The organism is Hephaestia caeni (genome assembly GCF_003550065.1).
Classification (GTDB): Bacteria; Pseudomonadota; Alphaproteobacteria; order Sphingomonadales; family Sphingomonadaceae; genus Sphingomonas; species Sphingomonas caeni_A.
The window spans coordinates 217,162-239,066 of the sequence record NZ_QXDC01000004.1; the positions used below are offsets into that span (position 1 = coordinate 217,162).

Genomic DNA, 21,905 nt, shown 5'->3' on the forward strand with positions numbered 1-21,905 from the left:
ACATATCATGGGTATCGATCTTCCTCTGATCTGGGCGATCATCATCGGCTTCGGGGTGATGATGTACGTCATCATGGACGGCTTCGACCTGGGCATCGGCATCCTGTTCCCCTTCGTGAAGGGCAGGGAGGACCGGGATGTCATGGTCAACAGCGTGGCGCCGGTCTGGGACGGCAACGAGACATGGCTCGTGCTTGGCGGCGCGGCGCTTCTCGCCGCCTTTCCGCTTGCCTATGCCGTGATCCTGAGCGCGCTCTATCTGCCGCTGATGATGATGCTGGCCGGGCTGATCTGGCGCGGCGTCGCGTTCGAGTTCCGGTTCAAGGCGGACGAGGCGCACAAGCCGTTCTGGGACAAGGCCTTCATGTGGGGATCCTATATCGCGACCTTCTCGCAGGGGCTAGCGCTCGGCGGGTTCATCAACGGTTTCGAGGTCAGCAAGGACGCCTATGCTGGCGGGTTCCTCGACTGGCTGTCCCCATTCAGCCTGTTCACCGGCGTCGCGCTGGTCATCGGCTATGCGCTGCTCGGGGCAACCTGGCTCGTCATGAAAACCGAAGGGGCGTTGCAGCAGCGGATGCGCGCGCTGGGCAAGCCGATCACCTTGGCCGTCCTCGCAGCGACCGCCATCGTCAGTCTCTGGACACCCTTCGTCCATGCCGACATCGCGGCCCGCTGGTACTCCTTGCCCAACCTCTTCTTCTTCGCCCCGGTGCCGGTGCTGGTCGTTCTGGCGACATGGGCACTTCTGAGGAGTCTGAAGCGTGAGAGTCACGCCGCGCCATTCATCCTGGCGCTGTTTCTGCTGTTCCTTGGATATACCGGGTTCGGGATCAGCCTGTGGCCCAACATCATCCCGCCGGACATCTCGATCTGGGATGCCGCCGGCCCGGCACAAAGCATGGGTTTCACGCTGGTCGGGGCCCTGCTCATCATCCCCTTCATCCTCGTCTACACCGCCTGGTCCTATTACGTCTTCCGCGGCAAGGTGAAGCCCGGCGAGGGCTATCACTGATGTCGTCCGACAGGCGGGACAAGAAGCTCTGGCCGCGCCGCATCGGCTGGCTCGTGCTGATCTGGGTCGCCAGCGTCGGCGTGCTGGCAATCGTCGCGGTCCTGTTTCGGCTATTGATGAACATGGCCGGACTGACCGTGTAGGCGGGCCGAGAACGACGAAACGGGGAACTACGTCTACACGCAATGGCCCTCCGTGACCCTCCCAAATGGAGCGGCGGCTGAATGGCAGCACAGGGGTGGATTCCTGTCCGACCGCTTCCAAGCGGCAGAGTTGGAAAATCGGCCATCTACGCAAACAGGCGTGTGTGGCACGCTTGCGCCTGAACCCTCAATAAGTCGAGCCTGGTTCGGCTTGCAGTTCTCGACGGCGCGGGCATTGGCTTCTTCATGGAAGCCGATATTGGCGACGACATTGCCGCCGGATGGCTCGAACGCGTTCTCGAAGACTGGATGCCGTCGGTCGCCCCGCTTTGCCCCTATTATCCCGGCCGCAAAAATCCCCGTGCCGCTTTCAGCGCCTTTATCCAAGCCGCGCGCGAATTCGGGAATGCTCGGCGTGCATGATTTCAGGCCGCCGATCTTCAAGGGTCAGCATCCGACCGTCCGCAATCTCCGATGTCGAGCAGATGAGGTGAGGAGCGGGATGATTGAAATAGTCGATCGGGGTCATGTCGGGGTTAGGAAACAGACCCCCCGCTCTTGGTGCGGAAAAGCAGACCCACCTGTTTCTCGTCTTATGTCTCAATGCTCTTCCCGAGGAAATCGATGAGAACCCGCGCTGCCATCGGCAGATGACGCCGGGAAACATAGAGCGCGTGGATGCCCAATGTCTCAGGCTGCCATTGCGCAAGCACCGTTTCGAGCCTGCCATCGCGAAGGTCGTGTTCGGCGGCGAAGCGCGGCAGCGTCGCGATACCCATGCCGGCGATCGCTGCGCGGCGCAGGGCCACCGTGTCGTTGGTCTCGAAGCTGCCCGCCACCGGTATCGAGACCTGGATGTGCCCGTCCTGGAGTGTCCATTCGGCGCCGCCCAGATTGGTATAGGTCAGGCACTGATGCTCTCTCAGGTCGTCGACACTGACCGGCCGCCCGCGGGCGTCCAGATAGGCCGGCGCAGCGTAAAGCTGCGACTGGCACGTTCCCAAACGCCTGCCGATAAGCGACGGGTCGAGATTGTTGGCGATCCGGATGGCGACGTCGATCCGATCCTGCACCAGATCCACGGGTCTGTCGGAAATGAGCACATCCACTTTGATGCGGGGATAGTCACGCGCAAATTCCGCCAGCAACGGGACAAGAAGCGCGTCAGCGAGGATGGTCGGGGCAGTCACTCTCAACCTGCCCCTAGGCGTTGCGGCGTCTGCCGCCACCTCCGAGACCGTGTCGGCGATGCGGACCATTTCCTTGCATAGTTCGAGGACGCGCTCGCCGGCCGAGGTCAGGCTGAGCCGGCGCGTCGTGCGGTGCAGCAGCCGAGTTCCCGACCAGTCCTCGATCGAGGCGATGTACCGGGACGCCATGGCGCGCGACATGTCCAGCGCCTCGGCCGCCGCCGTGGCGCTGCCGCGCTCAACGGTCTCGATAAAAACGCGGGCGGCCGTAATCCGGTCCATGGCTATTCGCTCGTTTCATGCAACATTCTGTCGATCATAACGCTGTTTATCTCCATTTTGCGCGACAGTACATATGTCTTCGACAAAAGGAGACCGCTATGACCCAGACCATTGAACTCCAGTATTTCTTCGATCCCTTCTGCGGCTGGTGCTACGCTAGCGCGCCGGCTCTCAAAGGGATCGCCGCCAAATACTCCGGCCAACTGAGCATGATGCCATCCGGGCTGTTCTTTGACGGCCGGCCCATCTCTTCGATGGCGGATCACGCCTAGCGCAATGACCAGCGGATCCAGTCGCTGACCGGCCAGCAATATACCGAGCGCTACCACCAGAATGTCCTGCTCGCCCCCGATGGGGTGTTCAGCTCCGCCCCCGCCACGCTGGCGTTGCAGGCGCTGGGCGAACGCGACGCAAAGCTCGAACCCGCCTTCCTCCATGCCGTGCAGATCGCCCGCTATATCGACGGGCGCGACACGGCCAGGAAAGAAGACGTGGCGAAGGTGGCCGTTGCGGTCGCCGGCGAGAACGGGATCGATCTGACGGCCGAAGACTTTGCCGACAGGTTGCGCAGCGATGCCGAACTGCGCCAGCGCACGCTCGACCGCATCGAAGCGTCGCAGGGCCGCATGAACCAGCTCGGCATCCGTGGCGTGCCCCAACTGGTGGCCGTGATCGACGGCAAGCCGACCGCTCTCGACGGCCAAATCCTTTACCACGGTCCCGACCGCCTGATTGCTGCGATCGAAGACCTCACCGTCACCGCATAACTCTCAACAGAAAGGATATAATCATGAACATCGCTCTTATTGGCGCTTCCGGCCGGGTCGGCTCGCGCATTCTGGCCGAGCTTTCGAACCGCGGGCATACCGTCACCGCCATTGCGCGTGACCCTGCCAGGGTCGCTTCGCTTCCCGGCGTCACCGCGATTGCGGGCGACATCGAAGCCACGGAGGCGCTTGCCGAGCTTGTGAAAGGCCATGATCTGGTCATCAGCTCGGTGCTCTTTTCCGCAAGTGATGCGAACAAGCTCATCGCTGCCGTCAAGGCTTCCGGCGTGCGTCGCTATTACGTCGTCGGCGGGGCCGGCGGCCTGGAAGTGGCGCCTGGCAAGATGCTGCTCGATACCCCGGAATTCCCCGAGATCTACAAGGTCGAGGCGCAGGCGGGCGTGGACTTCCTCGACAAGCTCAAGGCCGAAGACACGCTGAACTGGACCTTCCTCGCGCCGTCGGCCGTCTTCGAGCCCGGCGAGCGCACAGGAAGGTTCCGCCTCGGCAAGGACCAGCTCCTGGCCAACGAGAACGGCAGCAACATTTCCTTCGAGGATTTTGCCGTCGCGCTCGTGGACGAGATCGAAACGCCGACCCACGTCCGGCAGCGCTTCACCGTCGGTTACTAAAGCCTGAAATCTCAGACATCGTGTGCGGCAGCTCGTCCGCCGCACCTTTCCAAGCGAGCGCGCCGAAGGGCGTCTCGGCTAGGGTGCCTCGTCGATCATGATGGCGATGTCGAGCTGGCCGTTCTCTATGCCAGCCAGCAGCATCGCCCGGTCGCGCTCGAAACCGCATACCCTAACGTCCCGATAGCCTTCGCCAAACTCGCTCATGCCTCACGCCGCATCGCCCAGGTCCATCAGGCCGCGAGGCGTTCCGGTTCTTCCGGTTGGGGCGGCGCTTCCGGGCGCGGCGTCAGAAAGCGGACCAGCGCCGCCTTTCTGGAGCTGCGATCGAGCGCGTAGTGCGTATGGGATAGCTTCGCTCCGCTAAGCAGCGCATCGATATATCCAGAGACCGTATCCGCTGCCATGACGAGCGCCGCATCAAGCGTATGCACGTACCGGCTTGTGACCGACCCAGACGCATGACCGAGCAGCGCCGCGATGGTGATCTCTGTGAAGCCCAGATCATTCGCCATACTGGCGAAGCTGTGACGCAGCACATGCGCGGTGAGGTCGGCCAACTCCGTGTCGGCAAAAATCTTCGCCCAATGCCGGGGGAAGCTGCCGAACGGCTTGTCGCTGTTTCGCGTGCCCGGAAACACATAGGGGCTGTCGCTGCTCATATCCTGTTCGTCGAAATACTCCAGAACAGGCAAGCCCATCGGCCGGACCGACTGGCCCTCCTTCGTATCCTCGAACCTGAAGCAGCTTCCCGCGGTGTCGAGTTCGTCCTTGCGCAGCTTGATGATCTCACTGCGGCGACAGCCCGACATGGCGATCTGTCGGATCATCTCGACGGTGCGAGTGTAGCGTTCGTCTTCGGCGGCCTTGGTTAGGATGAGACCGAGCGTGCGATACTCGTCCTCGTTTAGGCGCCGCGATCGCACCGCATCCTTGGGCTTGCGGACGCCGTGCGCTGGATTCACGTCAATGATGCCTAGCTCGTCCCGCGCATAGGTGAAAATGCCGCCCAGGAGGCCAACGGTGCGGCTGGCGACGCCGATGCCGCCGCGCACGATCGACTTACCGCGCAGCTTCTCGGTCTTCTCGATCCCGCGCGTCTTGCCCGCCATGATGTCCTTCATCATGGCCGTCACGTCCGCCTTGGTGACGTGCGTGACGCGCTTCTTGCCCAGAAGCGGGATGATGTGGCGGTTGATCCGGCCGAGGTCGGTGATCTTGGTGCTGGCCTTCTTCGGCCGCCCGCCCTTGCCGAGGATGCGGCCGGCATCGAGTTCGGCAATGTATAGCTCGCACAGCTCCTTCACCGAGATAGCCTTGCGCGCGCTGTTCCGATCTTCGAGCGGGTCGTTGCCCTTGGAGACATCCGCCAGGGCTTGAATGGCCAGCGTGCGAGCCTGCTCGGCGGTGATCTGACCGTGCCGGCCCAACTTCATCCGGCGTCGCACATTGTTGGCGTTCCGGTAATCGACGAAGTAGGTCCGGGTGCCGGAGGGCAGGACGAACACGCCGAAGCCCTTTAGCTCACCGCACCAAACGGTATATTGCTTGTCGCGTGGCTCGGCCTTGTCCACGACGGTTTTCGTAAGTTTCGACATATGCACCTCGCTAGAGCGGGCTCAAAAAACTCACCAAAAACTCACCACTGGATCGAAAACTGTGGGGGTCATTGGAGTAGCGCAGAGAACCCTTATAGTCAAGAAACTACTGTTAAAACAGTATGTTAGCGTGCTCTAGCGTTGAGCTGGCAAGCCTTTCGTAGCGGTGTAGTTCTAGCTCCGAAGGTGGAGGCCACACGTTCGAATCGTGTCGGGCGCGCCATTTCATACCTGAACCATGAACACTTCTGCCGCTGTTCCCAAGATCGAAGTGGAACGGGGGAGTAAGGTTTTCGATCCTGACCCCGTGATCCAGTTCACCTAGCAACGCACCTCAAGCTCCGAAATAAAATCCGCTTATGCAGCTTGCGGACGGTCCCTCTCGAATTCCTATGCAGCAGCATCCTAGAAATAGCTGCGCACTGGAGCGCCGAGGGAGCGCTCATCGCAAATGGCTGGAAATGGTAGGGTCCGGAAGAATCAGAACGAGGCGCCGCGCCCTCAGAAAGAGCCAGGGAATGGTGGGCTTGGCTTGCTGCTTGTCCTGGCGATTACCGCGATCGGCGTTGGGTATGTCGGCTACCGGCTGTCCCTCGTCTTCGGCCTGATCTAACGAACGATCCAGGCGTGTTATGCGGTTAGACGAGCAGTCGCGAGAGCACATTGGGCGCTATGGCATCAAGCTGGTCGTCGCTGCGGCAATCGCCTACATTCTGAAGAGCGAAAACTTCCTTGCCACATTCGCGCTGTGGACCGGCATATACGGCGTAATGGCCGTCGCTTACGCAGTTCATCGCGGCGAACGATTCGGCAAGACCAGGTTCACCTATTGGGATGAGGCTCTATGGTTGGCGGCGACGGCGTTGGGTCTCTACATTTTCAGTGGCCATCAGTTGGCCGTCTGATCGGCCGCTTCTGTTGGTTCAAAGAAACCGTGCGGATGCGTCGCCAACGCCTGACAACTCGACCTTCAGTTCCTGACCAGGAAGGATTTGCAGCAGCATCGGGATGATCGATCCGGTTGCTACGATATCGCCGGCGCTGAGATAATTGCCTCTGGCGATCAGATCATTCACGAGCCAGAGCGCAGAGTTGATCGGATCAACCAGCCCCTCTCCCGATGCCGACTGAAACACTGGAACGTTGTTGATCGACGCTCGCATGTCGATTCTGTCCATAGCCTCCAGGCCTGTTGGCTCATGATATTTGTCGACGATCGTCGAAACATGGAACGCATAGTCAGCAATGGCGGCCAGGTGTGGTTGCCCAGTCAGGTGACCACGTCGCCCGACAAGACCGATAGCCGGTTGGTAGCTCAGGATCGCCTTCCAAAATTGATCGCGAGTGATGGGCCAATGGTCCGCCCCCAAGGGACCGCCTATCGTAAAGACGATTTCGCATTGTGCCCCGATGAAGCCTTGGGGAAGCCGGAACGGCCCGTGGGAGTCCTGAAGAACTGTTCCGACAGGGATCGGGCAGTAGATGGGACTGGCAAGGCCAAGCGTGCCGCGGATGGCGGGGCAAGTGCCTATCAGGGCGTAACCTACCGCGTCATTGGCGAAGGCCGAGATTGCTGCTGACTGCACCGCCCAGGCGTCATCCTCGCTTCGAAGCAGATCGAACGGGATATCTGAGGTAATTCCCTGCCGACGGTTTTGGCAAAGCAAGTTAGCGAGATAGTCGAGATTCTGGTCAATCATAGAAGCACACTCCCGCGCGAGAGAGGGCGCAAAGTCGTGCTCAGTCAAATAAAAATCCGACTATATAGGTACGTATATTTTTGTCAGGGCTTTTTCTTATGAAAATACTATCGCAGCGCGGCTGAGCTCCCGTCGAAATAATATGCGGCTCTATCTAGCTTGAGGGTCCCACCAAACCGGAAGGACCTGAAGGTATGAAGCCGCTTAAACCGTCCCTCGCACCCGCCGCTACGGCCACAGCCGAGGCCGGTCGTCCAACAAGACCGGGGTCGGAGCGTCGGAAGACGCTTTGCCGGAGCGCGGTTGGCGCGGTCGCGATCATGGCCGGTTCGATGATTGGTCTTGGCCAGGCAGTGGCCGAACCCCTGAGCGCGCCGAGCTTTGGTGGCCCTCTGCGCCCGAACCCCGATCCGATGAGCATGGATGCGGGCCTGTTTGGTCGCCTTCATATCACCGGCCAGCTCACAGGCATCGGGAATGCGCAGACGAACGGCATTCCCGGCGTCGATCCGCGAACGACAGATCCCCTCGTCGATATCGGCAATGCCCAAATTCAGGTGCAGACAACCGGGGCGCCTTTGACGTTCTTCGTCCAGGGCGGTGTCTACTCGCTGCCTTCTTTGGGCTCGGCCTACACCCGCGCAACCGACGTCACCGATCAGTTGTACGGGCCGGTGCCGGTTGCTTATGGCAAGCTCGAGCTGTCGCCGAATTTCTCGGTGCAGGCGGGTTTGCTGCCGACGTTGATCGGCGCGGAATCGACCTTCACCTTCCAGAATATGAATATCGCGCGCGGCCTGCTCTGGAACCAGGAGCCGGCGATCAGCCGCGGTGTTCAGGTGAATTATAGCAATGGACCGGTCAACGCCTCGGTGTCGGTCAATGATGGTTTCTACTCAGGGGATTACAACTGGGTATCCGGTCTCGTGTCTTATGCGGCGACGCCGTCGAGCACGATCACGCTTGTCGCCGCAGGCAACTTTGCAGAGTCCGGCAAGACCGGCGCCGCGACGCCACTGGCGCAGAACAACAGCAGCATCTTCAATGTGATCTACACCTATGTCGACGGCCCGCTGACGCTCCAGCCCTATCTGCAATACACAACGGCCCGCTCGAACAGGGACATCGGTATTGATCGCTCGGCCGAAACATTCGGCGGAGCGCTGCTCGCTCGCTATGCCATCAATGAGAATTTCTCGATCGCTGGACGTGCCGAGTACATCGCTTCAAGCGGAGGAGATTGCGGCGTCGCCGCAGACTGCGCCCCCACCAATCTGCTCTACGGGCCGAAAAGCAGGGCGTGGTCGCTGACGGTGACGCCGACCTACCAGCGCGGGATCTTCTACGCGCGTACCGAGCTTTCGTACACCCGCATCGATCGGGTCACCGAAGGCTACGGCTTTGGGTCCAACTTCGACAAGCGCGACCAGGTACGCGGGATGTTTGAGGCCGGGGTGCTTTTCTAGGACGGGCGCGGGCGGAAATGCGGAGCCACCGGCTCCGCAAACGCACTGCGAGCTTAGGTGAAACATGGGTTTGGAACAGATCATATCGAAATTGGAGGCTCCTCAAGCCACAGCGACTGTGTATCCGGTCCTGCCCGTTCTCTGGGTCTATCGGAACTATGATGATCGCTGGACTGTGCATCTTGAAGGTGAAGACTCCGAATGGTGCCACCCAACGCGCAATGATGCGGTCGGTGCGGCAAGGCTGATAGGCGAGAGCTACGGCTGCTACCGCCTCTATCTTCAACTGACAGACGGTCGCTTCTGCCTGGAGATGATGAACCTCAGTCGGCGGCGCGAGCCGCGTCAGATGGGGAGCGAGGGCGAAAATTGAGCCGGGCTGTACCAAGCAAGCGCCAAGTCTCCCGACACGTCTTCCGCTGCGCCGTGGAGATCATCGCTCTGGTGGTGATCGCCGGTTGCGCTGTTCTTGCTGCCGCAGGCCCCAGCATCTACCTGGTGCTCAGAAATGGCGGCTGAATGCAGATTTTTGGGCCGTCCTGCTCACCCCAGGTTGCCACGACCGAAACCGAGGTTCAGCAAACGCGAGCGACGCCGTAGATCGGAATACCTGCTTCTGATGTTTGCTGCGAGCTGTGCCGCGGTGCAGGTCGTCGCCATAGTTTTTCTGAGAGCGGCATGACACGCCCTGCGGCTCCAGATCTCCAAGCCGACGATCCAAGGCCGGGTATCGGTGAAAGCCGTCTGGCTGCGCTGCCAGGCCTGAGGACGCAGTTGGAGATGGCTCGGGTCCTCAAGGAGCACCACATCTGGCTGGCTGTGAGGATTATCGAGGAGCGCGAAGATCAGTCGCAGTTTCGACGGCACCGCCGGCTCCGTGATCTGCTCGAAGCAAATGCCTTGCTTGAAGCGGTTCTCGAACTCGGAGCGCATCTGCAACCAACGCGGCATCCTTGGTCGATGGGCCGCTCGGGAGATCGTTGGCGTTGTCGCGTGGCGTGGAGCGATCGAGGCAATTTGCGCAGGTGCGTGGGCCGACACGACGATCTGGCCGCTGCCATGCTGATCGCATTGCTGGGCTCCCTCGATCGTCGCCAGCGCCGACCAAAAGAACTCTCGAAACGTGGAGAAGAGGCAGCATGAAACCCAGTGGCGACCCTCCGTTATTCGGCGGTCTGATGACCGCACTTGTCACCCCGTACAGGGGTGAGGCTATCGCTTTCGACGCCTTGGCGGAACTCGCCAACTGGCAGATCGACCAGGGCGTACAGGGGCTTGTCGCCTGCGGCACTACGGGCGAGGCGCCGACCCTCTCTCATCCGGAATGGGCGGCGGTGATCCGCTTGTGCGTCGAGGTCTCCAATGGCCGTGTGCCGGTGATCGCCGGCTCGGGCACCAACGACACCCGGCGTACCGTGGAGTTGACCCGCGAGGCGGCTCGCCTTGGCGCGGATGGTGCTTTGGTCGTCACGCCTTACTATAGTCGGCCGAGTCAAGAGGGCCTGTTCCGGCATTTCGAGAGCGTCGCGCAAGCTGCCGAGCTGCCGATCATCATCTATAACGTGCCTTCCCGGACGGCCGTCGATATCAGGATCGAAACGCTCGACCGCCTTGCGCACCTGCCCGGTCTTGTCGGCGTCAAGGACGCAAGCGGAGATCCGACGCGGGCTAGCACGATGGCCGTCCGATTCGGCGATCGTTTCACGCAGCTTTCCGGCCATGACCGATCCATGCTGGCTTTCATGGCGACTGGCGGCGACGGCGCCATTTCGGTCGTGTCGAACGTCGCCCCGATGCTGACAGCGGCGATGATCGGCGCGGTGCGGAAGAGTGCCTATCTGGAAGCTCGGCGCATCAACGCCCATCTTTTCCCGCTGATCGAGGCGCTGGAGCTTGAAAGCAACCCATGCCCGGTCAAGTTCGCGTTGCATTGCGCGCGCGGATACTCGCCCGCCGTCCGCCTTCCGCTGGTCGAGGTCACTGAAGGCACCGCAGCAAGAATACGCGCTGCCGTGGCGGAGATCGACTCCTTGGAGATCGATACGTCTTTGGTCGCCGAGAGGTCTCTCGTCCCCCTCTCGGCCTGATCGGATCGCCCTTATAAGAACAGCATGATGCTGCTGTGTTCTCCAATGAAAATACTATGAAATCCGGCTATCCGTGAAATGGAGAACAAATCCCGACATCTTTAAATTCAATGTATCGGCAAAAGGCATCATTTGACTCGACGAGTGGAATGGCCTGCCGATACTGAGAAAGGATCTCTTCAATGCACCCTCGCGCATACTATTTCTATGCGATGCAACAACAGAACAAGGCCAACCCTGGGCGGACGGATGGCGAAGCCAAGGTTGCCGTGCGCTCGGATGAGCCGATGGCCGACGTTGGAATGTTCCTGCGGCTCGGAGTCGTGATGGCCCTCGTGATTGCGGCTGTCGCCACAGTCACCGCGTTGGCCGGCTAGCGCGCCAACGACGTCCACAGCTCACTCTTCAACGAACAATCAGGATCATCTTCCATGGCAAGCGCCATTCAGCCGAAAGAGCCTCCCCAACCTCTGAATCATTTTTTCGTCGGCCAGGACAACCGAGGATGCTGGACCGTCCGCGATGAGCGTAACCTCGTCGGCGGCTGCTTTGTCAGCAAGGATGCGGCGATTCACTTCGCCCGTCAGGAAACCAATAACGCGCCAGGGGCTGTGATCTGCATGGCCGAAAGCCAGCGCCTGAGCCTTGACCCGCTGTTTGGACGCCGGGCCGCCGCCTAGCCGGTTGCTATCGATGACTCGCTCACGCTCGCTGACGTTACCGTGACGAGCGAGATGGAGAAGTAACTCTTCTCGTTGACATAAGCAAAGCCTGCCGCCTCTACCGAGTCGGCGGGCTTTTTGCTTGCCAATGGGCGGTTTGGCAGAAATTCCTATGGAATTTTTATGCACGCCGCCAAAATAACTATTGGATTCCTATTTTTTGAGGCCCCGTTCTCTCTCGAACCTATATGCGGTTCGCGTCCATATTTCCGCCAAATTCCTCCTCCGGCACCCGTGCGTACGCAAGGGCGCGCTGGAAGAATTCAACCTGTGACCGGTCAGGACGATCCATCCTGGGCGGCCATTTGTACCAACAGCGGCGCCGGAGGCGAAAGCAATGGATGTTCTTGTACTAGCGATAGGGTTCGGATTCTTCGCCTTGATGTTTGGATACATCAAGCTTTGCGAAAAGCTCTGACCCAGGAGGCGGCAACATGATCTTGGAATATTTCCTTGGGGCAGCAGTCGCGGTGTTTATCACCGGCTACCTGCTTTACGCCCTCGCTCGTCCCGAGCGGTTCTGATCAAGGCAACAGCTCGGAAAGAAACGACCGATGACAATAAATGGATGGATACAGATCCTAGTCTTTCTCGGGATCGTCATCGCGCTGGTGAAGCCGCTCGGCGGCTACATCACGCGTGTCATGAACGGCGAGAGGACCTTCCTTTCGCCGGTTCTGGGACCCGTGGAACGCGGCCTCTATGGCATGGCCGGAACCAGTGAGAAGGAAGAGCAGCACTGGACGACCTACCTGGGCGCCATGCTGCTGTTCAACCTGGCCGGTTTCGCACTGCTTTATCTCTTGCAGCGCATCCAGGGCGGTTTGCCCTTCAATCCCGCCGGAATGGGCGCTGTAAGCGCGGATTCGTCGTTCAACACGGCGGTCAGCTTCATGACCAACACCAACTGGCAGGGCTATGGCGGCGAAACCACCATGAGCTATCTGACACAGATGGCCGGCATCACGGTGCAGAACTTCGTGTCGGCGGCTGTGGGCGTGGCCGGGGCCATGGCGATCATTCGCGGCTTCTCTCGCGCGTCCGCCAAGACCGTCGGCAATTTCTGGGTCGATCTGACGCGGGCGACGCTCTACATCCTGATGCCGATCTGCATCGTCGGCAGCCTGGTGCTGGTGTGGCAAGGCGTTCCGCAGAACCTGAACCCCTACACCGTCGCCACGACGGTTGAAGGCGCTCAGCAGACTATCGCGCAGGGCCCTGTCGCTTCGCAGATGATCATCAAGCATCTGGGAACGAATGGCGGCGGCTTCTTCAACGCCAACTCTTCCCATCCGTTCGAGAATCCGACGGCACTGACCAACTTGATCCACATTCTGGCGATCTACTCGATCTCCTTTGCGATGCTGAACGTGTTCGGCCGTATGATCGGTAACCAGAAGCAGGGTTGGGCACTGCTTGGCGCGGTCCTCACCATCGTTGTCGCCGGCATCAGCGTCATCTATTGGGCTGAATCCGCTGGAAACCCGCTGCTCCATGCGCTCGGCCTCGAGGGCGGCAACATGGAAGGCAAGGAGACGCGGTTCGGCATTGCGCTTTCCTCGCTCTTCGCCGTCGTAACGACGTCGGCCTCGACGGGCGCCGTCAACACTATGCATGACAGCCTCATGCCGCTTGGCGGCCTTGTGCCCCTGTTCAACATGCAGATCCCGCCGCTCGGTGGCATCGGCGCCGGTGTATACGGCACCTTGATCTTCGCGATCCTCGCCGTCTTCATCGCCGGTCTGATGGTCGGTCGCACGCCGGAATATATCGGCAAGAAGATCGAGGCCAAGGAAGTGAAGATGAGCATCCTCGCGATGCTTGGACCGTCGCTCGCCATCTTGGCCCTGACCGCGATCGCCGTCGTTCTTCCTGTTGGCTTGTCCAGCATCCAGGACGCTGGCCCGCATGGATTGAGCGAGGTGTTGTACGCCTTCACGTCCGGCGCCAACAACAACGGCAGCGCCTTTGCCGGTCTGAGCGCGAATACGCCCTTCTACAACATCACTATCGGTCTCGCGATGCTGATGGGGCGCTTCCTGCTCATCGTGCCGGTCCTGGCGATCGCGGGCTCGCTCGCGGCCAAGAAGAGCGTGCCGGCATCGACGGGAACACTGCCCACGACGGGACCGCTGTTCATCGGCCTTGTCGTTGGCGTGACGCTGATCGTCGGCGGCCTGACGTTCTTCCCGGTCCTGGCGCTGGGTCCGATCGTCGAGCACTTCGCCATGCTGGCGGGCCAGACGTTCTGAGGATCGCGATGACGGCCAAATGGCTGAGATCGATCCGATTTGTCGTGAACCCTCGCTCCTGGTTTCAGAAGCGAGGGGCGGCCAGACCGCCCAGGGCATCGACGATCATTCTCGGCATGACACTGACTTTGGGGGGCGTGGTGCTCCTCGCCAAACTTATCACTGAATTGCTCGCGGCGGCGTGACCGAGTGGTTGGCCCCCAAGAACAAACTCGCTGGAGTTTCTTATGAACCAGTCCAAATCCGCGAGCATGCTGGACGCTCGCATACTTGTACCGGCCATTGGCGATGCCTTCCGGAAACTGAATCCGAAGAGCCTCGCCAAAAACCCCGTAATGTTCGTCGTCGCGGTCGTCTCGGTGCTGACGACGGTGCTGCTGTTGAAGGACATCGCGACCGGGGCCGAAAATGTCGGCTTCTCGCTGCAGATCGTGCTGTGGCTCTGGTTCACAGTGCTTTTCGCCAACTTTGCCGAAGCCGTCGCCGAAGGGCGCGGCAAGGCGCAGGCGGAATCGCTTCGGCGCACGCGCAGCGAGACCCAGGCCAAGCTGCTTTCGAACGGCGGCTCCGACTACAAAATGGTGCCCGGGGCCACGCTGAAGGTTGGTGACGTTGTTCTCGTCGAGCCCGGCGACATCATCCCCTCTGACGGCGAAGTCATCGAGGGCGTCGCGTCGGTGAACGAAGCGGCTATCACCGGCGAATCGGCCCCTGTCATCCGCGAGTCTGGTGGCGACCGCTCCGCCGTCACTGGCGGCACGCAAGTGCTCTCCGACTGGATCAAGGTCCGGATCACGGCCGCGGCTGGCTCGACTTTCATCGACAAGATGATCGCTCTCGTTGAAGGCGCCGAGCGCCAGAAAACGCCGAACGAAATCGCGCTCAATATCCTGCTTGCGGGCATGACGCTGATCTTCGTTCTGGCGGTCGTGACCATTCCGAGCTTCGCGACCTATTCGGGCGGGTATGTTCCCATCATCGTTCTGGTCGCCCTGTTCGTCACGCTGATTCCGACCACCATTGGCGCACTGCTCTCGGCCATCGGCATTGCCGGTATGGACCGGCTGGTCCGCTTCAATGTTCTGGCCATGTCCGGCCGTGCCGTTGAAGCCGCTGGCGACGTCGACACGCTGCTGCTCGACAAGACCGGCACGATCACGCTCGGCAACCGTCAGGCGAGCGAGTTCCGGCCGATCCGGGGCGTCACCGAAAAGGAACTCGCCGATGCAGCGCAGCTTGCTTCGCTGGCCGACGAGACCCCCGAAGGCCGCTCGATCGTAGTGCTCGCCAAGGAAAAATACGGCATCCGCGCGCGCGACATGGCGAGCCTCAACGCCACCTTCGTCCCCTTCACGGCGCAGACCCGGATGAGCGGCGTCGACCTGGACGGTTCGACCATCCGCAAGGGCGCGGTCGATGCGGTTCTGAAGCACGTGGATCTCTCCACGGTCGCGACCGGCAGCCCGCGCGCGTCCGCCGAAAGCGTTCGTGAGCTTCAGGGCATCGCCGACCAGATCGCCAAGGCAGGCGGCACGCCGCTCGCCGTGGTGAAGGATGGCCGCCTGCTCGGCGTCATCTACCTCAAGGACATCGTCAAGGGCGGCATCAAGGAACGGTTCGCCGAGCTGCGCCGCATGGGTATCCGCACGGTGATGATCACCGGCGACAACCCGATGACCGCGGCGGCCATCGCCGCCGAAGCTGGCGTCGATGACTTCCTGGCGCAGGCGACGCCGGAGAACAAGCTGGCGCTGATCCGTGAGGAGCAGGCCAAGGGCAAGCTGGTCGCCATGTGTGGTGACGGCACCAATGACGCCCCGGCGCTCGCCCAGGCGGATGTCGGCGTCGCCATGAACACCGGCACGGTCGCCGCCCGCGAGGCCGGCAACATGGTGGATCTCGACAGCGACCCGACCAAGCTGATCGAGATCGTGGAAATCGGCAAGCAGTTGCTGATGACGCGCGGCGCGCTGACGACGTTCTCGATCGCCAACGATATCGCGAAGTATTTCGCGATCATCCCGGCGATGTTCCTCGTCTTCTATCCGCAGCTCGGCGCGCTCAACATCATGGGCCTCGCTTCGCCCGAGAGCGCGATCCTGTCGGCGATCATCTTCAACGCCCTCATCATCGTGGCGCTGATCCCGCTGTCGCTGAAAGGCGTCAAGTATCGCGCCATCGGAGCGGGTTCGCTGTTGTCCCGTAACCTCCTGATCTACGGCCTGGGCGGCATTCTCGTGCCCTTCGCCGGCATCAAACTCATCGACATGGCGATCACCGCCGTCGGTCTCGCCTAAGGCGGGACCGACGACCACGAAATCATTCCGCGTCCTTGCTGTTGTTCAGCGGCGGATCATTCGGGACAAACAAAGATGCTTAAGCAAATCCGACCTGCGATTTTCATGATCGTAGCCTTCACCATCATCACCGGGTTTCTCTATCCGCTCGGTATCACCGGGATCGCGCAGGCGATCCTTCCCTTCCAGGCCAATGGCAGCCTGATCGAGCGCAACGGCACGGTCGTCGGCTCCGAGCTGATCGGCCAGCGGTTCACCGGCGAGCGCTACTTCCACCCCCGCCCGTCGGCGGCCGGCTCCGACGGCTATGACGCGGGCGCTTCGGGTGGCTCCAACCTTGGCCCTACCAGCCAGGCGCTTCGCGACCGCGTCGCCGCCGATACAGAGGCTCTGCGCGCGGCGAACGGTGGCGATGCGACCGTTCCGATGAACCTCGTGACCGCCTCGGGCAGCGGACTTGACCCGCACATCACGCCCGAAGCCGCCTACTTCCAGGTGGGGCGTGTCGCCAAAGCGCGCGGTATCGACGAGGCTGTGGTGCGCGCATTGGTCGATCAGTATGTCGAGCCGCGCATGCTCGGCTTCATGGGTGAGCCCGTGGTCAACGTTCTCAAGCTGAACCTGGCGCTCGACGACGCCAATAGAAGCTGAATGAAGCTGTCAGGACGGCTATAATAGCCGTCCTGAACGTTGATCCGGAGTCAACTAAGTGTCTGACGACTCAATACGAGAGCAGAGCCGGCCATCGCCTGATGCATTGCTGGAAAGTGCGCAGCGGGAGACGCGGGGCCACCTCAAGATCTTTCTTGGGGCGGCGCCGGGTGTGGGCAAGACGTATGAGATGCTCATGTCGGGCCGGGCTCAGCGGGCCGATGGCGTCGACGTGGTCATCGGGGTGGTCGAGACCCACGGGCGGGCCGAGACCGAGGCTCTGGTCGACGGGTTCGAGATCGTTCCGCGCCGCACTGTGCCGTATCGAGGGCATGTGCTCGATGAGATGGATATCGACGCAATTCTGGCGCGCAAGCCGGCGCTGGTCCTGGTGGACGAGCTCGCCCATACCAACGCGCCGGGCAGTCGCCATCCGAAGCGCTATCTCGACGTCGAGGAACTGCTCGCCAACGGCATAGACGTCTACAGCACCCTTAACATCCAGCACGTCGAAAGCCTCAACGACGTGGTAGCGCAGATCACACGGATCCGGGTGCGCGAGACCGTTCCGGATTCGATCATTGACCGCGCCGACGATATCGAAATCATCGACATCACGCCGGGCGACCTGATCAAGCGCTTGAACGAGGGCAAGGTCTATCTGCCCAAAACAGCCAAGCGCGCGACGCAGAATTATTTTTCGCCCAGCAACCTGACAGCCCTTCGTGAGTTGGCGCTGCGGCGCACAGCGCAGCGGGTCGATGACCAGTTGGTCACGCATATGCAGGCGCATGCCATCGCCGGCCCCTGGTCGGCCGGCGAGCGCGTCCTGGTGTGCATCAACGAACGGCCCGGAGCGATGGCGCTTGTCCGCTACGGCCGCCGTCAGGCCGACCGGCTTCGTGCGCCATGGGCCGCGGTTCACGTCGAGACGAGCAAGGATGCCCGACTCTCAGAGCAGCAGAAGGACAAGATCGCCAGTGCATTGCGTCTTGCCGAGCAGCTCGGCGCCGAGGCTGTTACCCTTCCAGGCGAGAACGTTGCGCAAGAGATCCTGGCCTACGCATCGACCAACAACTATGCGCACGTCATCGTCGGCATGCCGACCTCGCCCAGGTGGCGGGAGATATTCGCGGGCTCCGTTTCGCATGATCTGATCCGCGCCAAGACGGATGTGAGCGTGCATGTCATCTCGCCGGGCAACGGCGAGGAAACGCGATCTCCAGCGACCGTCAGCGCGCGGCCCAAACGACGAATCGACTTCGGCCACTATCTGTGGAGTTCGCTCTACGTCGCCATGGCGCTAGGCATCGGAACGGCGCTCTCGCGCTTTCTGGACGTCCGCAACATCGCCCTCGTCTTTCTGATGGCCGTGCTGGCCTCGGCTATGGGCGGCGGCCTCTGGCCGGCGCTGTTCGCTTCCGTATTGGGCGCGCTAGTCTTCAACTTCTTTTTCCTCGAACCGCGCTACACGCTGGATATCGGCGATCCCGAGAGCGTCGTCGCCTTCGCGTTCTTTCTCGGCGTTGCGGTGATCGCCAGCAATCTTGCCGGGCGTGTTCAACGCCAGGCTGTGACAGCACGTCAGCGGGCCAAAACGACCGAGGGCCTTTATCTGTTCAGCAAGAAGCTCGCCGGCGCCGGGACCTTGGGCGACGTTCTTTGGGCGACGGTCTATCAGATCGCCTCGATGCTTCAGGTCAGGGTCGTCGCTCTACTGCCGGAGAATGGCCGCATCGCGGTCCAGGCGGGTTTCCCGCCCGACGATACGCTCGATGACGCCGACATTGCGGCGGCCCAATGGGCCTGGGAGCATGACAAGCCTGCAGGGCGTGGAGCGGACACGCTGCCGGGTGCGAAGCGCCTCTACCTTCCCCTGAAAACCGGTAGGACACGGGTGGGCGTCATTGGTCTGGACAATGACAAGCAAGGGCCGGTTCTGACGCCCTTGGAACAGCGGCTGTTCGACTCACTGGCAGATCAGGCCGCTCTGGCGATCGAGCGCATCCAGCTGGTCGCCGATGTCGACAATGCGCGTCTGGCCGCCGAGGCGGACAAGCTGCGCTCCGCGCTTTTGACGTCACTATCGCATGACCTCAAGACGCCTTTGGCGTCGATCCTCGGATCTGCGGGAGCGCTCAGAGACTATTCGACATCCCTGACCGATTCCGGTCGGGTCGAGTTGCTGACGACAATTGTCGAAGAGGCCGAGCGGCTGAACCGGTTCATCGCGAACCTTCTCGACATGACACGGCTGGAATCCGGCGCTGCGGCGGTGTCGCTGACGCCGCTGTTCATCGGCGACAGCGTCGGCAGCGCCCTGCGCCGTGCCCAGAAGATATTGGCTCTCCACAGGGTAGACCTTGCAGTGCCGCCCGATCTGCCGATGGTTCGGCTCGATCCGGTCCTGTTCGAACAGGTGCTGTTCAATCTGCTCGACAATGCCCGCAAATACGCACCGTCAGGGTCGCAGATCGCGCTTCGGGCGTGGGCGGACGAGAGCCACGTCACATTGCAGGTCGTCGATGAAGGGCCCGGCATTCCGCCCGACGATCTCACCAGGATTTTCGACAGTTTCTATCGCGTCCGGAAGAAGGACCACGTCCAGGCTGGAACCGGGCTTGGACTTTCCATCTGCAAGGGATTTGTCGAGGCGATGGGCGGAACGATTTTCGCGACCAACGGGGCCGACAGACCCGGCGCCATTTTCACGCTGCGGTTTCCGATCGGACCGGAGCCCTCGACTTTGGAAGGAAGGATATGAGTACGTCCGTAGTCAAGATTCTCGTCGTCGATGACGAACCGCCGATCAGGAAGCTCCTGCGTGTCGGGCTGACAGCAGAGGGCTATGCCATGGTCGAGGCTGCAAACGGCGAGGAGGCCGTCGCGCTCCTTACAGAGGAGAAGCCCGATCTCATTCTGCTCGATCTTGGGCTGCCCGATATCTCCGGCCATGAGCTGCTCGAAAGGTGGCGGGCCGAGCTTGTCGAGCTGCCGATCGTGATCCTCTCCAGCCGGACCGATGAAACGGGCATCGTCAAGGCGCTGGAACTGGGCGCCGACGATTATCTGACCAAACCATTCGGGATGCGCGAGCTAGCGGCGCGCATTCGGGTGGCGCTCAGGCACAAGCTCCAGCAGCAGGGCGAACGCCCGATATTCCAGGTCGGCGATCTCTCGGTCGACCTGGTGAAGCGGATCGTCAAGGTCGCAGACAAGGAGGTGAAGCTCTCACCCAAGGAATATGAAATCCTGCGCGTTCTCGTGCAGCACGCGGGCAAGGTCATTACGCACCAGCACATCCTCAAGCATGTGTGGGGCGGCGCGACCGATGTCCAATATCTGCGGGTCTATGTCCGCCAGTTGCGGCAGAAGATCGAGGCCACGCCCGATCAACCGCAATATATCCTGACTGAAACAGGTGTCGGTTACCGCCTCCGTGAGCCGGAGCAGTGACCGCGCGCGCTCGTCCACGGGCGGGCGACTTAACGTGAGTACTCTTATGAACCTGTCATCTGCAATTGCACCAGAGGACGTGATCCTTGATCTATCCATCTCGACAAAAGCCGTCCTGATCAAGAAGCTGGCCGCGCATGCGGCCGCCCGCACGGGGCTGACCGAGGAAGCGATCCACACAGCTTTGCTGGGCCGCGAACGTCTGGGTTCGACCGGCATCGGTCATGGCGTCGCCATGCCTCATGCACCGGTCCCCGGGCTGCAGACATCATTTGCGGCGCTGATGGTGCTGAAGAAGCCAATCGATTTCGAGTCGGTGGACGACCTTCCCGTCGATGTTGTCTTTCTGCTGCTGTCGTCCCCCGAAGGCAGCAACGAATACCTGAAGATTCTCGCGGCGGTCGCCCGTCGGACGCGCGATGAGCAGGTCATGAAAATGCTGCGCGGCGCGAAGACCGCGCCTGCCGCGTATTCTGTCCTGGTAGAACAGCCGGTATGAGGAGGTTCCGACGGCCGGATCGACAAGAGGTCGTCGAGGTCACCGGCGTCGCCCGAACGGCGGTGCCGGGGCTGACCGTGGTCGTCTTTTCCAAATGGGATTGTTGCTCAAGGCCGTTGGTCCTGAGGCATTTATCGCTTCCTCCGCCGATTGATTGAAGGGCGACCGGATGGAGGAGGAAAACCAGGACTCAGAGGGGCCTTCTTTTCCTCCCGTGTCCACGAAGATCCCGTTTGACCTGAGTTCGCTTCAGTATGTCGTGGCGGCGGCGGACTATCGCAGCTTTCGGCGCGCTGCGGAGGCGTTGGGGCAATATCCGGCGACGGTGAGCCGGGGCGTGCAACGCATTGAGGATGTGGTGGGCGTTTCTTTCTTCGAGCGATGCCCCTCCGGGATTCGCCTGACGCATGCCGGAGAGCAATTTGTCGCCGCCGTCCGTCCAGCGATTGAGCAGATCATGCGAGCGACCCAAACCGCCGGCGCGGCGGGCCGCGGCGAAAACGGAAGCCTTAGCATCGGCGTTCTGACGTCGCTTGCGGGCGGGTTTCTGAGGGAGCTCATCGAACAATATGCCTTGTTGCACCCGGAGGTATCCATCGAGATCAGGGATGGAGGAAGGGCCGAACACATAGCCGCACTGCGGTCCCGGCAACTGGATATCGCTTTCTTTACCGGGAATGGCGCGATCGCCGATTGTGAAACCGCCGAGCTCTGGCAAGAGCGGGTGCATGTTGCCTTCTCGGCGGATCATCATCTAGCCGAGCGTGAATCGATTGAATGGTCGTGGCTCCGCGACCAGAAATTCCTGGCGACGAAATGCGCGCCCGGACTTGAGGTCCACGATTACATCGTTCGTCGGTTGGCGGATTACAGCAACTATCCCGCCATCAAAATCATGCCATGCAACCAGGAGACCTTGATGAACATGGTCGCTATCGGCAGAGGCATAACTGTGGTGTCGGCCGGCTGGAGCTTTGTTTCCGTCCCCCGGCTCGTACTGCGACCTCTGGTCGAGGACGAAGACATAGTCCCGTTCAGCGCAGTCTGGGCGCCTGGCCGGGATAACCCGTCACTTCGGCGTTTTCTTTCGCTAGCCTCGAAACTAGCGTCCAAAGACTCTGGAGAGCGCCTGAGGCGGCTTATCTGAT

General features: G+C 61.2%; 25 protein-coding genes. 20 read left to right on the top strand and 5 right to left on the bottom strand.

Features of this window, described 5'->3' with window-relative positions:
* Positions 1-7 precede the first annotated feature (7 nt).
* The 3 genes from cydB to DFR49_RS15525 all read left to right on the top strand — a co-directional run bounded on the left by cydB (position 8) and on the right by DFR49_RS15525 (position 1,581).
* Positions 8-1,015, top strand: a complete 1,008-nt coding sequence (gene cydB / locus DFR49_RS15515) for a cytochrome d ubiquinol oxidase subunit II (RefSeq protein WP_119036631.1) — start codon at positions 8-10, stop codon at positions 1,013-1,015.
* The gene (locus tag DFR49_RS15520) at positions 1,015-1,158 is read left to right on the top strand and encodes a DUF2474 domain-containing protein (RefSeq protein WP_119036632.1); all 144 of its coding nucleotides are present in this window, start codon (positions 1,015-1,017) and stop codon (positions 1,156-1,158) included. Before cydB ends, DFR49_RS15520 begins: the two co-directional genes overlap by 1 nt.
* Before the next feature lie 246 nt (positions 1,159-1,404).
* Positions 1,405-1,581, top strand: a complete 177-nt coding sequence (locus DFR49_RS15525) for a type 2 periplasmic-binding domain-containing protein (protein WP_245968596.1) — start codon at positions 1,405-1,407, stop codon at positions 1,579-1,581.
* A gap of 170 nt (positions 1,582-1,751) precedes the next feature.
* Here DFR49_RS15525 and DFR49_RS15530 read toward each other — a convergent pair whose 3' ends face one another.
* Complete coding sequence (locus DFR49_RS15530) at positions 1,752-2,630, bottom strand: LysR family transcriptional regulator (protein ID WP_119036634.1); 879 nt, start codon at positions 2,628-2,630, stop codon at positions 1,752-1,754.
* Between the two features lie 98 nt (positions 2,631-2,728).
* On the opposite strand from DFR49_RS15530, the gene DFR49_RS22125 reads away from it, so the two are divergent.
* The 3 genes from DFR49_RS22125 to DFR49_RS15540 all read left to right on the top strand — a co-directional run bounded on the left by DFR49_RS22125 (position 2,729) and on the right by DFR49_RS15540 (position 4,029).
* Positions 2,729-2,902, top strand: a complete 174-nt coding sequence (locus tag DFR49_RS22125) for a thioredoxin domain-containing protein (protein ID WP_211325913.1) — start codon at positions 2,729-2,731, stop codon at positions 2,900-2,902.
* Positions 2,903-3,016: 114 nt separating this feature from the next.
* Entirely contained in the window at positions 3,017-3,397 is a 381-nt protein-coding gene (locus DFR49_RS22130; protein WP_211325914.1) for a hypothetical protein, read from the top strand.
* 23 nt (positions 3,398-3,420) lie between these two features.
* Positions 3,421-4,029 carry an NAD(P)-dependent oxidoreductase gene (locus DFR49_RS15540; RefSeq protein WP_119036635.1) on the top strand — a complete coding sequence of 203 codons (609 nt, stop codon included), beginning with the start codon at positions 3,421-3,423 and terminating at the stop codon, positions 4,027-4,029.
* Positions 4,030-4,107: 78 nt separating this feature from the next.
* On the opposite strand, the gene DFR49_RS22395 is transcribed toward DFR49_RS15540, so the two are convergent.
* Complete coding sequence (locus DFR49_RS22395) at positions 4,108-4,236, bottom strand: hypothetical protein (protein WP_281271780.1); 129 nt, start codon at positions 4,234-4,236, stop codon at positions 4,108-4,110.
* A gap of 26 nt (positions 4,237-4,262) precedes the next feature.
* The gene (locus DFR49_RS15550; protein WP_119036636.1) at positions 4,263-5,627 is read right to left on the bottom strand and encodes a tyrosine-type recombinase/integrase; all 1,365 of its coding nucleotides are present in this window, start codon (positions 5,625-5,627) and stop codon (positions 4,263-4,265) included.
* Between the two features lie 632 nt (positions 5,628-6,259).
* On the opposite strand from DFR49_RS15550, the gene DFR49_RS15555 reads away from it, so the two are divergent.
* Positions 6,260-6,532 carry a hypothetical protein gene (locus DFR49_RS15555; RefSeq protein WP_003168944.1) on the top strand — a complete coding sequence of 91 codons (273 nt, stop codon included), beginning with the start codon at positions 6,260-6,262 and terminating at the stop codon, positions 6,530-6,532.
* An 18-nt stretch (positions 6,533-6,550) separates the two neighbouring features.
* Here DFR49_RS15555 and DFR49_RS15560 read toward each other — a convergent pair whose 3' ends face one another.
* Positions 6,551-7,327: a 2-keto-4-pentenoate hydratase gene (locus DFR49_RS15560; protein WP_119036637.1), complete on the bottom strand. Its 777-nt coding sequence runs from the start codon at positions 7,325-7,327 to the stop codon at positions 6,551-6,553.
* 320 nt (positions 7,328-7,647) lie between these two features.
* On the opposite strand from DFR49_RS15560, the gene DFR49_RS15565 reads away from it, so the two are divergent.
* Together DFR49_RS15565 and DFR49_RS15570 are read left to right on the top strand one after the other, a co-directional pair.
* On the top strand, positions 7,648-8,793 hold the full coding sequence (locus DFR49_RS15565; protein WP_119036638.1) for a porin: 1,146 nt from the start codon (positions 7,648-7,650) through the stop codon (positions 8,791-8,793).
* A 64-nt stretch (positions 8,794-8,857) separates the two neighbouring features.
* Positions 8,858-9,166, top strand: a complete 309-nt coding sequence (locus tag DFR49_RS15570) for a hypothetical protein (protein ID WP_003168941.1) — start codon at positions 8,858-8,860, stop codon at positions 9,164-9,166.
* A 170-nt stretch (positions 9,167-9,336) separates the two neighbouring features.
* On the opposite strand, the gene DFR49_RS22135 is transcribed toward DFR49_RS15570, so the two are convergent.
* On the bottom strand, positions 9,337-9,732 hold the full coding sequence (locus DFR49_RS22135; protein ID WP_170984267.1) for a hypothetical protein: 396 nt from the start codon (positions 9,730-9,732) through the stop codon (positions 9,337-9,339).
* Between the two features lie 239 nt (positions 9,733-9,971).
* On the opposite strand from DFR49_RS22135, the gene dapA reads away from it, so the two are divergent.
* The 11 genes from dapA (at position 9,972) to DFR49_RS15630 (ending at position 21,904) form a co-directional block, all read left to right on the top strand.
* Positions 9,972-10,880 (top strand): 4-hydroxy-tetrahydrodipicolinate synthase, encoded by a 909-nt coding sequence (gene dapA / locus DFR49_RS15580; RefSeq protein WP_211325915.1) that lies wholly within the window; start codon positions 9,972-9,974, stop codon positions 10,878-10,880.
* 182 nt (positions 10,881-11,062) lie between these two features.
* Positions 11,063-11,257 carry a hypothetical protein gene (locus DFR49_RS15585; protein ID WP_119036639.1) on the top strand — a complete coding sequence of 65 codons (195 nt, stop codon included), beginning with the start codon at positions 11,063-11,065 and terminating at the stop codon, positions 11,255-11,257.
* Between the two features lie 54 nt (positions 11,258-11,311).
* Positions 11,312-11,560 carry a hypothetical protein gene (locus tag DFR49_RS15590; protein ID WP_003168933.1) on the top strand — a complete coding sequence of 83 codons (249 nt, stop codon included), beginning with the start codon at positions 11,312-11,314 and terminating at the stop codon, positions 11,558-11,560.
* 476 nt (positions 11,561-12,036) lie between these two features.
* The gene (gene kdpF, locus DFR49_RS15595) at positions 12,037-12,126 is read left to right on the top strand and encodes a K(+)-transporting ATPase subunit F (RefSeq protein ID WP_114076011.1); all 90 of its coding nucleotides are present in this window, start codon (positions 12,037-12,039) and stop codon (positions 12,124-12,126) included.
* Positions 12,127-12,156: 30 nt separating this feature from the next.
* The gene (gene kdpA / locus DFR49_RS15600) at positions 12,157-13,854 is read left to right on the top strand and encodes a potassium-transporting ATPase subunit KdpA (protein WP_119036640.1); all 1,698 of its coding nucleotides are present in this window, start codon (positions 12,157-12,159) and stop codon (positions 13,852-13,854) included.
* 227 nt (positions 13,855-14,081) lie between these two features.
* A complete protein-coding gene (kdpB, locus tag DFR49_RS15605; protein ID WP_119036641.1) occupies positions 14,082-16,151 on the top strand; it encodes a potassium-transporting ATPase subunit KdpB in 2,070 nt (689 codons plus the stop codon).
* Positions 16,152-16,226: 75 nt separating this feature from the next.
* Positions 16,227-16,802, top strand: a complete 576-nt coding sequence (gene kdpC / locus DFR49_RS15610; protein WP_119036642.1) for a potassium-transporting ATPase subunit KdpC — start codon at positions 16,227-16,229, stop codon at positions 16,800-16,802.
* A 58-nt stretch (positions 16,803-16,860) separates the two neighbouring features.
* Entirely contained in the window at positions 16,861-19,566 is a 2,706-nt protein-coding gene (locus tag DFR49_RS15615; protein WP_211325916.1) for a sensor histidine kinase, read from the top strand.
* Positions 19,563-20,258, top strand: a complete 696-nt coding sequence (locus tag DFR49_RS15620) for a response regulator transcription factor (RefSeq protein ID WP_119036644.1) — start codon at positions 19,563-19,565, stop codon at positions 20,256-20,258. The genes DFR49_RS15615 and DFR49_RS15620 overlap by 4 nt, the downstream gene beginning before the upstream one ends.
* 46 nt (positions 20,259-20,304) lie before the next feature.
* Positions 20,305-20,757 carry a PTS sugar transporter subunit IIA gene (locus DFR49_RS15625; protein WP_114076017.1) on the top strand — a complete coding sequence of 151 codons (453 nt, stop codon included), beginning with the start codon at positions 20,305-20,307 and terminating at the stop codon, positions 20,755-20,757.
* A gap of 169 nt (positions 20,758-20,926) precedes the next feature.
* Positions 20,927-21,904 (top strand): LysR family transcriptional regulator, encoded by a 978-nt coding sequence (locus DFR49_RS15630; RefSeq protein WP_114076018.1) that lies wholly within the window; start codon positions 20,927-20,929, stop codon positions 21,902-21,904.
* The last annotated feature ends 1 nt before the right edge of the window (position 21,905 follow it).